Origin of the sequence: Primorskyibacter sedentarius, assembly GCF_004342065.1 — a bacterium.
Classification (GTDB): Bacteria; Pseudomonadota; Alphaproteobacteria; order Rhodobacterales; family Rhodobacteraceae; genus Primorskyibacter; species Primorskyibacter sedentarius.
In genome coordinates, this window is sequence record NZ_SLZU01000032.1 from 15122 (window position 1) to 29163 (window position 14042).

10 protein-coding genes and 1 pseudogene are annotated in these 14042 nt (G+C 59.8%); 6 read left to right on the forward strand and 5 right to left on the reverse strand.

Going from position 1 to position 14042, the window contains the following annotated elements; all coding sequences use genetic code 11:
• Positions 1 to 17 precede the first annotated feature (17 nt).
• Together EDD52_RS21745 and EDD52_RS21750 are read left to right on the forward strand one after the other, a co-directional pair.
• Entirely contained in the window at positions 18 to 2366 is a 2349-nt protein-coding gene (locus EDD52_RS21745) for a PIG-L family deacetylase (RefSeq protein ID WP_132248732.1), read from the forward strand.
• Entirely contained in the window at positions 2359 to 3237 is an 879-nt protein-coding gene (locus EDD52_RS21750) for a DMT family transporter (RefSeq protein WP_132248733.1), read from the forward strand. The genes EDD52_RS21745 and EDD52_RS21750 overlap by 8 nt, the downstream gene beginning before the upstream one ends.
• Positions 3238 to 3326: 89 nt before the next feature.
• On the opposite strand, the gene EDD52_RS21755 is transcribed toward EDD52_RS21750, so the two are convergent.
• From EDD52_RS21755 to EDD52_RS21775, 5 genes are all read right to left on the reverse strand, one after another.
• Positions 3327 to 4400: an extracellular catalytic domain type 1 short-chain-length polyhydroxyalkanoate depolymerase gene (locus tag EDD52_RS21755; RefSeq protein ID WP_132248734.1), complete on the reverse strand. Its 1074-nt coding sequence runs from the start codon at positions 4398 to 4400 to the stop codon at positions 3327 to 3329.
• A 30-nt stretch (positions 4401 to 4430) separates the two neighbouring features.
• The gene (locus EDD52_RS21760; RefSeq protein ID WP_132248735.1) at positions 4431 to 4847 is read right to left on the reverse strand and encodes a CopG family transcriptional regulator; all 417 of its coding nucleotides are present in this window, start codon (positions 4845 to 4847) and stop codon (positions 4431 to 4433) included.
• Positions 4848 to 5007: 160 nt separating this feature from the next.
• On the reverse strand, positions 5008 to 6042 hold the full coding sequence (gene rsgA / locus EDD52_RS21765) for a ribosome small subunit-dependent GTPase A (RefSeq protein WP_243652064.1): 1035 nt from the start codon (positions 6040 to 6042) through the stop codon (positions 5008 to 5010).
• 113 nt (positions 6043 to 6155) lie between these two features.
• Entirely contained in the window at positions 6156 to 7361 is a 1206-nt protein-coding gene (locus EDD52_RS21770) for a Hint domain-containing protein (RefSeq protein ID WP_132248736.1), read from the reverse strand.
• 288 nt (positions 7362 to 7649) lie between these two features.
• Positions 7650 to 10193, reverse strand: a complete 2544-nt coding sequence (locus EDD52_RS21775) for a PAS domain-containing protein (protein WP_279389287.1) — start codon at positions 10191 to 10193, stop codon at positions 7650 to 7652.
• Positions 10194 to 10450: 257 nt separating this feature from the next.
• Here EDD52_RS21775 and EDD52_RS21780 point away from each other — a divergent pair.
• The 4 genes and pseudogenes from EDD52_RS21780 to EDD52_RS21795 all read left to right on the forward strand — a co-directional run.
• A pseudogene (locus EDD52_RS21780) lies at positions 10451 to 10600 on the forward strand (transposase); the annotation flags it as partial.
• Between the two features lie 89 nt (positions 10601 to 10689).
• A complete protein-coding gene (locus EDD52_RS21785) occupies positions 10690 to 11463 on the forward strand; it encodes an ATP-binding protein (RefSeq protein WP_481374239.1) in 774 nt (257 codons plus the stop codon).
• Positions 11464 to 11682: 219 nt separating this feature from the next.
• The gene (locus tag EDD52_RS21790) at positions 11683 to 12636 is read left to right on the forward strand and encodes an alpha/beta hydrolase (protein ID WP_132248738.1); all 954 of its coding nucleotides are present in this window, start codon (positions 11683 to 11685) and stop codon (positions 12634 to 12636) included.
• A gap of 631 nt (positions 12637 to 13267) precedes the next feature.
• Positions 13268 to 13852, forward strand: a complete 585-nt coding sequence (locus EDD52_RS21795; protein ID WP_132248739.1) for a hypothetical protein — start codon at positions 13268 to 13270, stop codon at positions 13850 to 13852.
• Positions 13853 to 14042 lie beyond the last annotated feature (190 nt).

Here is a 14042-nt window from a genome sequence, read left to right on the forward strand (position 1 = left end):
AGCCCATCGGAGGTTCCATGCCCCTCACCCAACCTGCCCGCCTTTCCGCCGAAAGCCGCTCTGCCCATATCGTTCGCATGTGGCGGGCGCTGCAACCATTGCAGACGGTCGTCAGCTTCATGAACACGGGCGCGCATCCGGACGATGAAACCTCGGCGATGCTGGCCGCATTGGCGTGGCGCGACGGGGTCGACATCTCCTATGCCTGCTCGACACGCGGTGAAGGCGGGCAGAACGATATCGGGACCGAATCCGGGGCAGCGCTCGGTGTCCTGCGCACATCCGAGATGGAAGCCGCCTGCGATATTCTGGGCCTGCGCATGTATTGGCTGTCAGAGACCCCGGAAGACACCATCTTTGATTTCGGGTTTTCCAAGTCCGGCACGGAAACGCTTAGCTATTGGGGGCGCGACCGGACGCTGGCGCGGTTCGTGCATATCCTGCGACGCGAACGTCCCGACATCATCTGCCCCACCTTTCTGGACGTGCCCGGGCAACACGGCCATCACCGGGCCATGACAGAGGCGGCGCATAAGGTGATGGATCTGGCCGCCGATCCGGATTTTCCCGGCAGCGATCTGCCGCCCTGGCAGGTGAAGAAACTTTACCTTCCGGCGTGGTCGGGCGCCGGGCAGGCCTATGATGACGACCTGCCCCCACCGCTCGGCACGCTCGTTATTCCCGGCAAAGGTCTGGACCCTGTCACTGGCTGGAGTTTTGAGCGCATTGGCCAGCAGTCCCGTGCCTGTCACGCCACCCAGGCGATGGGCAAATGGGTCGCCGCGGGCAGGGAAAGGCACTTTCCCCTGCACCTCGCGGACACGCGCGTAAACGGGCCGGACACCAAGTTGGGAAGCGGTCTTGCCCTGCGCCTGACCGATTTGAAGCCCTGCCCCCATCTTGAAGCCGCGCAAATGGGCTGTGACGCGGCGCGCGCGGCCTTTCCCGATACAGCGAAAATGCTGGCGCAACTAAGCGCTGCGCTGGCGGCCCTGCGCCGGGGCGATGCCGCCCTGACCCCCGCAGAACGCGCGGCATTCGGCCACAAACTGAACCGCAAGGAAGAGCAGCTTGCCCATGCCATCCACCACGCCGCACGTGCCGAGGTTCTGGGATTTACCGGCGCAGATTTCGTTCGTCCCGGCGGTCGTGTGGGCGTCTCGATCGAGACACGTCAGGGCGACGTCGAAGCGCTGAAGGTCGAGCCATGCCTGCCTGACGGGTGGGCCGCCGTTGCCGGTGAGTTGCGCGTGCCTGAAGATGCGGCAACCAGCACGCCTTATCCCGACACCTACTTGCCCGGCCTTCCCGCCGCCCCCTGCCTTGAGGCGCTGATCACAGCACATGGCGTGGCCTCCAGTATCCGTGTTCCTTTGTCGCTGCCGCCTGTTGTGTTGCCCGCCCGCTCCGCCACGTTGACGCCCAGCATGGCTGTCCTGAACACTGCCGGGCCTAAGCGGCGTCTGTCGGTCGCTGTCTCGGACATTCATCCCGAAGGCGCTGAACCCGCGCTGGACATGCCGGATGGCTGGCGGTCAGTGCGCACCGATGAAGGGTTCGACGTGACCCTTCCGGAAGCGCTGCCAGAGGGCGCCTATACCCTGCGGCTGACGCTGGACGGGCAGCCCGCGCAATCGATCACCCGCATCGCCTATCCGCATGTTGCGCCACGCGCCTTGGCGCGCCCGGCAGAAACCACCCTGCGCGCGATCAACGTGAAGCTGCCCGGCGCGCGGATCGGCTATATCGGCGGCGGCAATGACCGTGTCGATCACTGGCTGGCGGCCATCGGGCTGGACGTGACGCCGCTTGACGACCGCGATTTCGAGACACCCTCGCGCCTCGCCCGGTTTAACACGATCGTCATCGGGATATTCGCCATCCGTTTCCGCGAAGGGCTGGCCCAGGCCATGCCGCGGATCCACGATTGGGTTCGCAAAGGCGGCACGCTGGTTACCTTGTACCACCGCCCCTGGGACGCCTGGGACCCGGACACAACCCCGCCCGCGCGGCTTGAGATCGGGCAGCCGTCGCTGCGCTGGCGAGTGACCGATCAGAATGCCGATGTCACGGTTCTGAACGACCACGAGATCCTGCACCGCCCCAATCAGATCGGTCCCGACGACTGGGCGGGATGGCACAAGGAACGCGGGCTGTATTTCGCAAAGGATTGGGACGCGGCATATACCCCTCTTCTGTCGATGCATGACGCAGATGAAGCGCCGCTTGAGGGCGCGCTGCTATCGGCCGAGATCGGGAAGGGCCGACACGTCCACACGTCGCTTATCCTGCATCACCAGATGGAACAGCTGACGCCGGGCGCTTTCCGGCTCTTCGCCAATCTCGTCGCGCCGCGAGATGCATAGCGCCACGCCGGAGCCTGCCCGCAATCTCGCGGGCGGGCTCTGGCTGATCGCGGATATGTGCCTGTACATCTGGGCGTTGAGCATCGTGAAAGCCGTGGGGTTGGATTTCCCACCAACGCAGATCGTCTTGCTTCGCGCCGTGACGGGCCTGACATTGATGCTGCCGTGGATTTGGCGTGAACGCGCGGCCTTTGCAAAGCCTGATGATCTGCCGCTGCACATGCTGAGGGTGATGCTGTCCACGGTCACCCTCACGGCGAGTTTCTTCGCCATTGCGCGCTTGCCATTTGCCCTGTTCACCGCAATGAACTTCACCCGACCCCTTGTCCTCATGGCGATGGCCGCGCTGTTTCTGTCTGAACGCGTCACGCCACGGCGATGGCTGGCCGGGATGGTTGCGCTTGTGGGTGTGTTGATCGCAGTCGACCCGAGCGGAACCGGAAGCCTCAACTGGGGGCTGCCCGCCCTGGTGCTGACAATCCTCGCCGGGACTGGCGCGGTGATCGTCACCCGACGCCTGAAATCTGCCCCGACCATCGTGTTGATGACCTTCTACACTGGCGGACTTGCCGTGTTGATCTCGCCTTTCGCGCTGGCATCATGGCAAGAGGTCAGCGCAAAAGAATGGCCCGCCTTGCTGGCGGTCGGCCTTTTCGCACAATCGGCGCAGTTCTGTTTCCTGCAAGCGCATAAACGGGCCGAGGCCGCATTTCTGGCCGTTCTGGGCTATGGTTCGTTGGTGATTTCCGCTGCCGTCGGCTACACGATCTTCAATGAACCAATCTCGTTACGCTTCGTTCTTGGCGCCTGCATGATCATCTGCGCCGCAGCCTGGGGCACTGTTCTTGCAACGCGGAGGACCGGTTTCTGACTGGATGGCAAACCGGGTCACGCTGCTCTGTCTCCTCCCACAAGCGGCTGTCAGAGGTGGTCCTGGAAATTCGACCACCTCTGCCCTTGTCAAAGCCCCTTACTGGGTTGATCAAAGAAGAAACGGACCATTTCCGCGCTGGCATCCGGGCCTTTCGGATCTGTGTAAGACCCCTCGGCATGACCGCCGGACCATGCGTGACCAAGCCCTGAGACCGTCCAGTGTTCAAGCGTCGGCTCCCCATTTGCGGCCGAACAGCGCAGAACGGAAAACGCGCGTCCGTCTGCTTCACCGCGCTCTACCATTTCAATCGTCTGCCCCGGTCCCAGGTCCTTGACCTGCCGCGCGACCGCGTCGCCGTTGGACGGGTGAACGGTCGCGTCCGAGGTGCCGTGGAACACGATTGTCGGGATCTGCGTCAGTTTCTGCGCAGGCTCCGCCATCGTCCCGGACATGGCCGCAAAGGCAGAGGGGACATCCTTCGCCGATCCGTAAGCGAGGCCCGAATGCACGCCGACACCCGCAAAGACATCCGGGTAGGTCTCTCCCAGGATCACGGCCATGGCCGCCCCCGCCGACAGCCCCGCCACGAATGTTCGGTCCTGCGCGACGCCGTGGGTTGCGCAGACCTGCTGCACCATCCCGGCGAGGATCGCAGGCTCGCCCAGATCGCGGCGCTGGTCTGCGCGGCTGAACCAGTTCCAGCAAGACTGCGTATTGTTGCGCCGCGACTGCGCGGGGTAGACCACGATGAAGCGCCGCTCTTCGGCGAGCCGGTTCATGCCGGTGCCTGCGGCAAAATCCTCTGGCGTTTGCGTGCAGCCGTGCAGCATGACGACGACACCGGTCGCGCCCTTGACGGCAGAAGCAGGGATGTAGGTGCGGAAGGTTCGGCTGCCCGCCGCGCAGGTGAATGTCTCGTCCAGAAAGGCCGCGCCAACGGGAAGCTCTGCCGAAGGGGCAACGGGTGCCGCGGCTGAGCCCGTAAACTGCGACAAGAGATCGTTGATCGAAGACGTCGCCGGAGAGGCCGCGCCATCGGTGGCCCCGGTTTGCGGCGCAAGACCGTGCCGCGCCAATGTACGCTGGACCAGATCTTTGGCAGCCGCAAAGCGTGCGTTTTGGGGCTCCCGGTGCGTGGCACCAGCTTTGAAAAATCTCATTTCATGTATCCTTGATATGGGGTGCGCACCTTAGTTAATGCGGTCTGCAAGTGCTTTCTTGATGTCCGCGCTGGCCTGCAAAGCCCCCAGCACCGAGATAGATCCGATGGTTTCGAGCGCCAGTTCCGGCGTGACATCCGGCGCGATCCGCGCAAGCCCCACGACCTTGACGTGCAACACTTCCCCGGCAGCCTTCAGCGCTTCGAGATCGGCCTTCGTGTAATCGCGCAGGCCAAGTTCCATCGTGTGACGCTCGATCGATTTGCTGACCACCTCGACATGGCTTTCAAGCTGGTTCCGGATCGCCGTCCGGATCAGATCGCTCCGATTGGAATAGAACCCTTCCTGCACCAGCAAGTCGATCCGGCCCAGATCCACATAGCCAAGGTTGATCGTGATCTTTTCACTGTCAGCCGTCTTGTCGCGCAGCTGTCGAACGTTGCTCATCATCCCTACTCCATCTGTCTGGATGGTATATGGATGCCAAGTAGAATATTGCAAGGCTGAGTGACGTAGAAAGCGTGAAAAGCGCAGGCTGACAGACGGGCGCTCAACGCGCAGTGCTGCGCCAAACCGGCCGCTACCGCGAAGTGTCAGGCTCAAAGCGTTAGCGGAACTTGCCCCGAGGGCCCGATTTCCTGTTCCCACGCGCGCCCGTCTCCACAGGCGTGTTCTGCAGGTTTTCGTTGTGCAGTTTCCGCCAACGGTCCAGACGGGCAAGGTCCAGCTCACCCGCGGCGACCGCGGCCTGCACAGCGCATCCGGGTTCATGCATATGGGTGCAATCGCGAAAGCGGCAGTCTGGGGCGCGCTCGGTGATCTCGGCAAAGAGCGTCTCCAGCCCGGACGAGACGTCGCTGACATGCAGTGTGCGCATGCCGGGGGTATCTATGATCCAACCGCCGGTTTCGATCTTGTGCAGCGACCGCGCCGTGGTTGTGTGCCGGCCTTTGGCATCATCCTCGCGGATCGCCCCCGTGGCCTGCTTTGCATCTTCGGATTTACGGGCAAGCGTGTTCAGCAGCGTCGACTTGCCAACGCCGGATGACCCGATCAGTGCTACAGTCTGCCCGACCCCGCTCCACGGCGCCAGCACCCCGACAGCGTCCGGTGATCGGGCATTGACAGACACGACCTCCAGCCCGCGTTGAAGGGCGGCCGCCTGTTCCAGAAAGGGGGCCGGATCGGGTGTTTGATCGGCTTTGGTCAAGACGATCACTGCTCTCGTCCCAGCTTCATTCGCGAGTGCCAGATAGCGCTCTAACCGAGCCGGGTTGAAGTCATCGTTGCACGACGTGACGATGAACACCGTGTCCAAATTGGCGGCAATCAATTGTGGGACGCGTGCGCCGACCGTCTGGCGTTCCAGCAAAGAACGGCGTTCAAGCCGCCGGATCAACAGGTGGCTCTGCGGATCGGCCAAAACCCAGTCGCCTACGGCGAATTGCGCCGTGTTCACATGTGCGGGCAAGCCGACCCTGACCGTGCCGATGGTGGACAGGCCCGTCATCCGCGACCGATGGACGGTGGCGACGCGCAAGGGCAGCTGACCGCTGTCGTCGGGTCCAAGTTGCTCTTCAAAGAACGAGGCCCAGCCGAGGCTTGGCAAAGTCACGGCCGCAGGATGATTTTCACTACTCACAAGCTATTGCATGATCGCACCGGCAGAGTTGCGCAAGGCCTTCATTGCATGTCGACCCCGGTTCCACCTCTGTTTCGCGACATTACGCCACGCATGCCCCGCGCCTGAGGGTTTCAGACAGCCTCTGCCATGCGCTGCATATCGGCATCAGCGACCACCGGCATCGGCCGGGCAAGCTGCCTCACGATCTCGTTTTGATCGCGATTTGCCGGGATCGGCAGGGCCGGCGGCACGGCCTCGTCCAACAGGCCAAGCTCCTCGATCCGCAACAGGTCATCCCCTTGCAGGAGTTTCGCGCTTTCTGCCGTGGCTGAAAGATAGAGGCTTTCCGTCGCGGCCCCGTTCGCAAAAACCACTTCGTGATGATCAAAGAGGATATGGTGATAGGTGACGCCCCGCGCCGGACATACAAGCGAGACACGCTTCAACTTTGTCATGTGCCGGGCCGCAATCAGGACCCTGCGCGCGCCGGTCAGCCCCTTGGCCGCGTCGGATGCCACCACCATACGATGTTGCCGTGATACCAGCAGATCCTGACGGGGAAGACCGTTGCCCAGTGCCCCTGCCCCAATGCGGATCGGGCGCCGCCTGTCGTCAGCCAGGATATCCAGCCCTGAAAAGCGCCGCCGACCGATCCACCTGATTGTCTGGAACCCGCGCTTTTCGGTCAGGACACGGTCGCCCACCTTCAACGTCTCGACCAGACGTTCGCCATCCTCGCAGGTGATCAATGTGCCGGTCACGAAGCACGGCGGCGGAGGCGCCGTCCCGGTATTGCCCAGATCGGAACCGCGGGTAACGACCGGCGTATCGATATCCGGCGCATCCCATTTCAGGGTCGCATCGTTATTGCCGCCACCCGGTGTCACGGTCTGCTGGCTGATATTAGTAAAAACGGTGCCCGGTGGGATAATGGTTGATGAGTTTACGGCGCTGGCAAAGCTGTTATCGAAGGCCGATCCGAACCCACCGACCATGTAGGCGTCATAAACCGTGTCAAAGCCAGTCGCGTTGATCGAGCTTAGTGTGAAGCCCTGATAAGACACGTTGTGGTTGTTGTCTGAAAAGCTTCCGCCAGGAACAGCCTGAACATAGACATACTCGCCCGTGTCCACCTCGAAGACCCAGTCATTGGGGTCGGTCGGCAGAAAGAATGAAAGCGTCCCGCCATTGATCGTGTCGATCGCTTCATTGCCGTTCTGGTCGAATGTGGTGATCCGAAAGGCAAGCCCGCTTGACAGAAGCGACCATTCCGTGGCCGTGATTGCCACCTCGATATTGTCCGTTCCTGACTGTTCAAACTCGGAAATTCGCGCCATTCGTCCCCGCCCTCGTTACTTGCAACCAGATCACCGGCGTCCAGATATACCGCCAAAGGTTGATGCCGTACAGGTTGTATCTCTCGATCTTACATTCCATGTATCCGATGTAAATCCGCTGCACAAAGAAGCAGAGGAGTAGGTCGCCACCCGGTTGAAGGTTTGGGCATGTCCAAACGGATAGAAACTGCGAACGGCCCCCTCTGGGCTTCAGGGGGGCAGACCAGCAGCTGGGTGATCATCGGACAGTTGGCGGCACTGCATCCAACTGGCCAACCCGATGCCGAGTCAGGACCCGGAAAGCCCCTGTTCCAGGGCGGCCAGAAGGTCAGCACGCTGCACGGGTTTCATCAAGCGTATATCTTCGGGTCGCAGTCCGTTCCCATGGACGGTTGCCTCGCTTGCATAGCCGGACATGAAGATGACCGGCAAATCGGGCCAACGTTCCCGCAAAGCCTTGGCAAGGCCCGTTCCCTGCAGCTCCCCCGGCATGACGATATCTGTCAGCAAAAGATCATAGGTGGGGTCCGCCTTGAAAATGTCATAAGCCGCGTCCCCGGACGAGGTTGCGGTTACCTGGTAATTTGCCCGCTCAAGGATCTTGACCAGCGTCGTCCGCACAGCGTCTTCGTCTTCCGCGAGAAGCAGTTTCGTCTTTCTGTCGCCTGATTGCTCCACGGTAATCGCCGGGGCGTGCTGTTGTTCGAGTGGCACGGTCGCGGCGGGAAAATAGAGTTTGAACGTCGTGCCCTGGCCGACCTCGGTATAGATCTGGATAGTGCCGCCGGATTGACGCATGAAACCGACTGTCATCGACAGCCCAAGACCGGAGCCCAACCCGGGCGGCTTTGTCGTGAAGAACGGCTCGAAGATAGAGTCGATCACATCATCCGGGATGCCGTCCCCGTCATCGCTGACGGCAAGCATGACATAGCGTCCCGGGGCAAGTTCTTCGTTTCGCGAGTCGATATAGGCTTGGTCAATCCGCACATTCGCCGTCTCGATGGTCAGGCTGCCCTGCCCGTGCATCGCATCGCGTGCGTTCAGTGTGAGGTTAAGCAACGCACTTTCAAGCGAGGCGCGATCCGCTTCTACGGGCCACAAACCGGCAAGCAGCGAGGTTTCAACCTGAACGCTTTCCGGCAACGTGCGCACGATCCAGTTCTTTGCCTCCCGCACCACGTCGTTGAGGTCGAGTACGACAGGTTTGAGCGGGGCCTTGCGGGCAAAGGCCAGCATGTTCTTGGTCAGGTCAGCGCCCCGCAAGGTGGCCGTTATGGCGGCGTCGATCAGCTCATGCTGACTTGCCGGATCGTCATCCATCCGAAGCAATTCCAGATTGCCCATGATCACGGCGAGCAGGTTGTTGAAATCATGCGCCACGCCGCCCGTCAGCTGGCCGATACTTTCATTCCTCTGTGCCCGCCTGGAGATTTCGCGCTCTTTCTCAACCTGATTCTGTGCCTCCACTTCCCGCGTCGCATCAAGGACGATTGCCTTGAGAAGCGTACGGCCATTGTCATTGGTGGGGCTGCCATGAAAATCGAGCCATTTGCTTTTTCCGTCACGGGCCGTGATCCGGTAACGATAATGAACGTCCTCTCCGGTCCTGAGGCCGTTTTCAAGCGCCTGAACGAAGGCGTCGAGATCTTCGGCGTCATGTGATTTTGGCAGCAGCGAGACATCTGCCAGCAACTCCTCGTCGGTATATCCCCATATTTCAAGGCATCTGGGACTGACATACAGAAGCGTGGGTTTATCCATGTCGGTGAAGTCTGTTTCGATGATCGCGCCCGGCAGCTTTTCGGCAATCAAAGCAAGCCGTTCAGCCGAGGTTTTGTGTTGTTGTTCAGCCAGGCGAATATCGGTCAGGTCGGCATGCATGCCAGTGACACGATTTACCGTGCCGTCGCTGTCTCTCTCAATCGTCCAGGATGCGTGAATATAGCGGAGCGTCCCATCTGGCCTGAAAGCGCGGAAATCCATCTGTTGCAGATCGTTGTTCCCTGCCCAGGTTCGCTGCATGCTTGCCTGTATGCGGGGAAGGTCATCGGGATGGATCAGCGCCTTCCAGTCCGCTATCGGCACCATCCCCGGCGCCCTGTCCAGCCCGTAGATCGACATCATCGCATCATCGAAATAGGGGCCGTCGTCACCTCTTTGGTGATCAAACATGCCCAGACCAGAGGCCTGCATTGCAAAATCGAGCTTGTTTGCCAGTTCATCGGCCCGGTTCACGGAATCCGCAAAGTGCAAGGCGTAAACCAGGATCTGCCACGTCACCAGGATGGACAGCGTACCAATAAAGAAAAAGGCCGTGACAATCTGTGCAGGTTCGGCAAAGCCATCAAGCGCATCGCTGATTTTGCCAAGGTACCAGAACGGCACAAGGTGCAGCAAGGCAAATGCCGGAATAAGAAATGCAATCGCCGAAGTGTCGACGCTCGGCCACTTCTTTGAAGGTCGGATATAGAATGCCGCAACGCCAAGCGCGGCCGTGCCGAAGTTCATGAAAACGCCAATGTCGGTCGCGGGGCCGCCGAAAGACACCCGGTAAAGCGCCCCGCAAAGCCCGGCGATAAGCCCCCCGATCGGACCGCCAAGGTATCCCGCAAAAATCAGAGGCCCCGCCTTCGCGTCAAATTGGGTCGGAATCAATTTGTAAGAGATGGAATTCATGCCCAGCGAAATCACCATCACCCCGAAGATGATTCCCAGCAAAAGCTGCTGCAATCGTTCCCGTTTTCTCAACCATTTCGAGGTAAAAACGCCATAAACAAAGACAGCTGCAAGCAACAGCGATGTCAAACTCTGTAAAACAAACGCAAACACTTTTTCTCCAGTCAGCCCAGATCAACTACCATCTGGATAGCTATGTTGCACAAACCCGATGACAGGTGATCGTCCCCCTACCCCGAACGTTTTTATCCTACGGGCACGATCACTGTTCTGCCAAGCACAGTCTGGCAATGCAGTACGGCAATGCAGATTAATCGGAGCATCCATCTACTGACATCCGGTGCATAGGGTTGGGATGCGTTGATTTCTGTTTGGAGGCTTGTTTCGCAGTTCAAAGACAAGCGGTGAATATGTCTCATCGTTTCTGGCTGACTGATGCGGAGATTGCGCGCCTCAAGCCCTTCTTTCCCAAGTCACACAGCAAACCCCGCGCCGATGATCGGTGTTTGGTGAGTGAAATAATCTTCATCAACCGTAATGGGCTGCGGCGGCGCGATGCCCTGGCTGACGTCAGCGCCAATTGTCAGCTTCCAATGCTCTCCTGCAACAATCGGCTGAATCCCTCGCCGGGCGTGTCCGGTATATCGAAATGCCCCCTTTGCAACTTACCGAAGTGGGGGCTGACCAGTTGAATGCACTCTGGTTGCGAGGCGGGTTTCCTGACAGTTTCCTGGCTGCCAGCGATCAGGCCAGCATGGACTGGCGTCTGGATTTCCTGCGCACCTATCTGGAGCGTGACATCCCTGCCCTCGGGCCACGTATTCCGGCCGCAACCTTGCGGCGCTTTTGGACCATGTTGGCGCATGTGCAAGGTGGCCTGCTGAATGCTGCGGCCCTTGCTGAAGGGCTCGGAGTATCGGGGCAAACGATTGGACGCTACCTCGACCTGCTTGTCGATCTCATGCTGGTCCGGCGGTTGCAGCCTTGGCATGAGAATGTCGGCAAACGCCTGGTGAAATCGCCAAAGGTCTATGTGCGCGACAGCGGGATCGTGCACGCCCTTTTGGGTCTTGGTACGACCGAAAGCTTGCTCGGGCACCCCGTCGTCGGCGGCAGTTGGGAGGGGTTCTGCATCGAGACCCTTCTTGCCGCGGCGCCCGCCGGCACCGAACCCTTCTTCTATCGCACCTCTGCCGGAGCCGAGCTTGATCTGGTTCTGCGTTTGCCCGGTGGCGACATCTGGGCCGTCGAGATCAAGCGCACGACTGCGCCGAAGGTTTCTCGTGGTTTCCACACCGGCGCAGAAGACGTCAAAGCCAGCCGGAAGCTGCTGATCTACGCCGGAGAGCGCGATGTCCCAGTGGCCAAAGACATCCGGGCAATACCCCTCAAACGGGGAATTGAGCTCTTGAGAGAACTCTAGCGCAGCGCTGGTTCTTCCCGGCTATTATACTGTAACCGCCCCGATTTGTGGCTCATTGCGAACCCATTCTGGCACATCGATGCCGACGGGGCTCGGTCGCAGCATCATAGCCCCCGAAGGGATGCATGCCGGTAGCCTTGCCAATCGAAAGTCTTTGCGAAATCATGCTTTCAAAGATACCGCGCTTGGGTAACGAGCGGAAATCCTGCGCCGGGTATCATGTTTGTCATGCAGATGGGGGATCTCAAGATCAACCGCGTCTTCCTCAGTGCTGTGGTTTTCCTGTCGTCCGTGATCGGCTTGCTCGGCACTCCGGCTACCGCTGATGTGCGTTTTGACAATGCTGTAGCCAGCGAAACCCTGGGGCGCCCGGTCCATTACGCAATCTATCGGCCGCCCGGCTATGACAAGGATGATCGCAGCTACCCTGTCCTATACCTTCTACACGGCGGTGGAACGGGCCAGCCACGCGACTGGTTCACTCTTGGCGGTATCGATCAGATGCTGGACCGCCTGATCCAGGAGGGGAAGATCCGCCCGCTTATCGCCATTGCGCCCGACGGCCGCCGTGATCAAGCCAATGAGGTCGCAACCTATTTTCTTAACGACCACAATGGAGCGGTTCAGTGGGAGAGAATGTTCTACACGGATTTCATTCCAGCAGTCGAAGCGCGCCATCGAGCGATAGGAAGCGGCGACGCACGCGCCATTCTCGGTATCTCGATGGGGGCGCTTGCCGGCATCGTTTACCAGTTGCGCACGCCCGATGCGTTTGCCGGAGTCGCGGCGATCAGCTCTGCCTTTCGGACGGAACAGCAGGTTCTTGGCCTTTCTGCTGAAGCCTATCAGAGTCGCTACGCAGGCGTCCTGGGCGCGGATCTGAGCGGACAGGAGCGTTTGAACGAGGCTTGGCGATCACTACTGGCTGACACGTTGGTATCGGGGACAGACCCGGCCCGATTTGCCCGCGTGCCGCGTTTTTATTTTGACATCGGTGCAGATGATCCGTTTTTTGAAGGAACGGCGGACCTGCACATTACCCTTCGAAACGCCGGTATACGTCACCGTTTTCGCGTCAGCGAAGGTGGCCACGACTGGATCTTCTGGCGAAAATCCCTGGAACGCGCACTTCTGCATGTCGACCGAGTTTTGACACGCGGCTACGGCGAGTGACACTGAGCCGATCAGGCTGCCTAGCCTGTGCATCCCTTGCGGAAATCAACGCCGGTGGATCGCTTGGTAGACGATGTCTGGCGGATTCAGGGTGAGCTTGAGCTGAGGATGCTGGCACGTGGCGTGGACGTCTCGTACGCGACGGTCCGGCGCTGGATCGTCAAATTCGCCACGGCTGATCGCCCACATTCTGCGTCCCGTCGTCACTTGTGCCTCCCGTCGTCGGTCTTGGATACATCCCAGCACGTTGTCCAATTTTGCGGGCTCACTTCAGACCGCTACGGCGTGACGTCCGCGCCTAAATGCTGACAAACACCCGTGCGCTTGGGCCGAGGGGCTGCGTACGAAGATCCGCATCTTTGAGACCGAGAAGACTGGTTGGCGCGGAGATCGTTGAGATGCTCGGACAATGGGCCGAAATGCTGTATCAGGCCATCGAATGCGCCAGCCGTAGTGAAGCGGCTGGATCATCGGCCCCTGGATCGCAGCCTGTGACAGCCCCCCGCGCTCCTCTTTAGGGTTTTCGTAAAACGTAAGGTCATTGGCTTAAAGACTTTACCAGACAGCATTGTTTCCGCTATCTGTTTGCCGCGAGAGTACCTGTACCAGTATATTTTTTGTAAAGCAGCCAATGGATTACGATCAAGCACTTATCGATGTGTTGCGGGCAACGCATTTGGTCTGTTTTGCGGCAGGTATGGGGACCGGGGTCTATTTCGATTTTCGGACGTTCAGAACGTTGGGCGACCCGATCAACTTCGCTGATATCCGCAGTCTTGAACGCCTTCACCTCTGGATATTTGCCGCTTTTTGCGGACTTTGGGTGACCGGGATTGCGTTGATCTATGTGCGCACGGCATTTGACATCAGCTCGTTTTCACCAAAATTATGGCTCAAGATCGGCGTCATGTCTCTGTTGGTGGTCAACTCGCTGGCAATCAGTCGCGTCGTCATACCAGTACTGCGCGCCAGTGTGGGCAGCGCTATGATCGCGCTTCCGACTGCGCGCCTGCTTATCATCTCTCAGATCGCAATCATTTCGATGTACTGCTGGAGTTCCGGACTGCTGCTTGGGTCAAGCGTTGTATTGAAGCATGCTCATTGGCAGGTTCTTCTGCCACTGGCGGCAATGTGGTTGGCCTTGTTGACAGTTCTTGGGCAAATGGCAGTTGTTCTGGTGCGCCGAAGGCAGCCGGTCTCTTCTGAAGCGTCGTGAGCCGTACCTTGCGGGGCGTGCTATGCTTTGGCAGACTCTCCCGCGGTAATCCACGACGACGACGGAAACTTGACCGGAGCGCGGGATCAGGCGCTAGTGAACCGCCCCGGGTTTACCGGAGAGTAAAACTCTTAAAAGGTGAGCCTCATGACAAACAAGAAACATACCCCGAGCTACACGGCCGAGTTCC

Coding starts and splice junctions, on each gene's coding strand:
- EDD52_RS21790 (WP_132248738.1), top strand. CDS start 11,683: ATGTTTGTCATGCAGATGGGGGATCTCAAGATCAACCGCGTCTTCCTC.
- EDD52_RS21785 (WP_481374239.1), top strand. CDS start 10,690: ATGCCCCCTTTGCAACTTACCGAAGTGGGGGCTGACCAGTTGAATGCA.
- EDD52_RS21750 (WP_132248733.1), top strand. CDS start 2,359: ATGCATAGCGCCACGCCGGAGCCTGCCCGCAATCTCGCGGGCGGGCTC.
- EDD52_RS21755 (WP_132248734.1), bottom strand. CDS start 4,400: ATGAGATTTTTCAAAGCTGGTGCCACGCACCGGGAGCCCCAAAACGCA.
- EDD52_RS21745 (WP_132248732.1), top strand. CDS start 18: ATGCCCCTCACCCAACCTGCCCGCCTTTCCGCCGAAAGCCGCTCTGCC.
- EDD52_RS21770 (WP_132248736.1), bottom strand. CDS start 7,361: ATGGCGCGAATTTCCGAGTTTGAACAGTCAGGAACGGACAATATCGAG.
- EDD52_RS21795 (WP_132248739.1), top strand. CDS start 13,268: ATGGATTACGATCAAGCACTTATCGATGTGTTGCGGGCAACGCATTTG.
- EDD52_RS21760 (WP_132248735.1), bottom strand. CDS start 4,847: ATGAGCAACGTTCGACAGCTGCGCGACAAGACGGCTGACAGTGAAAAG.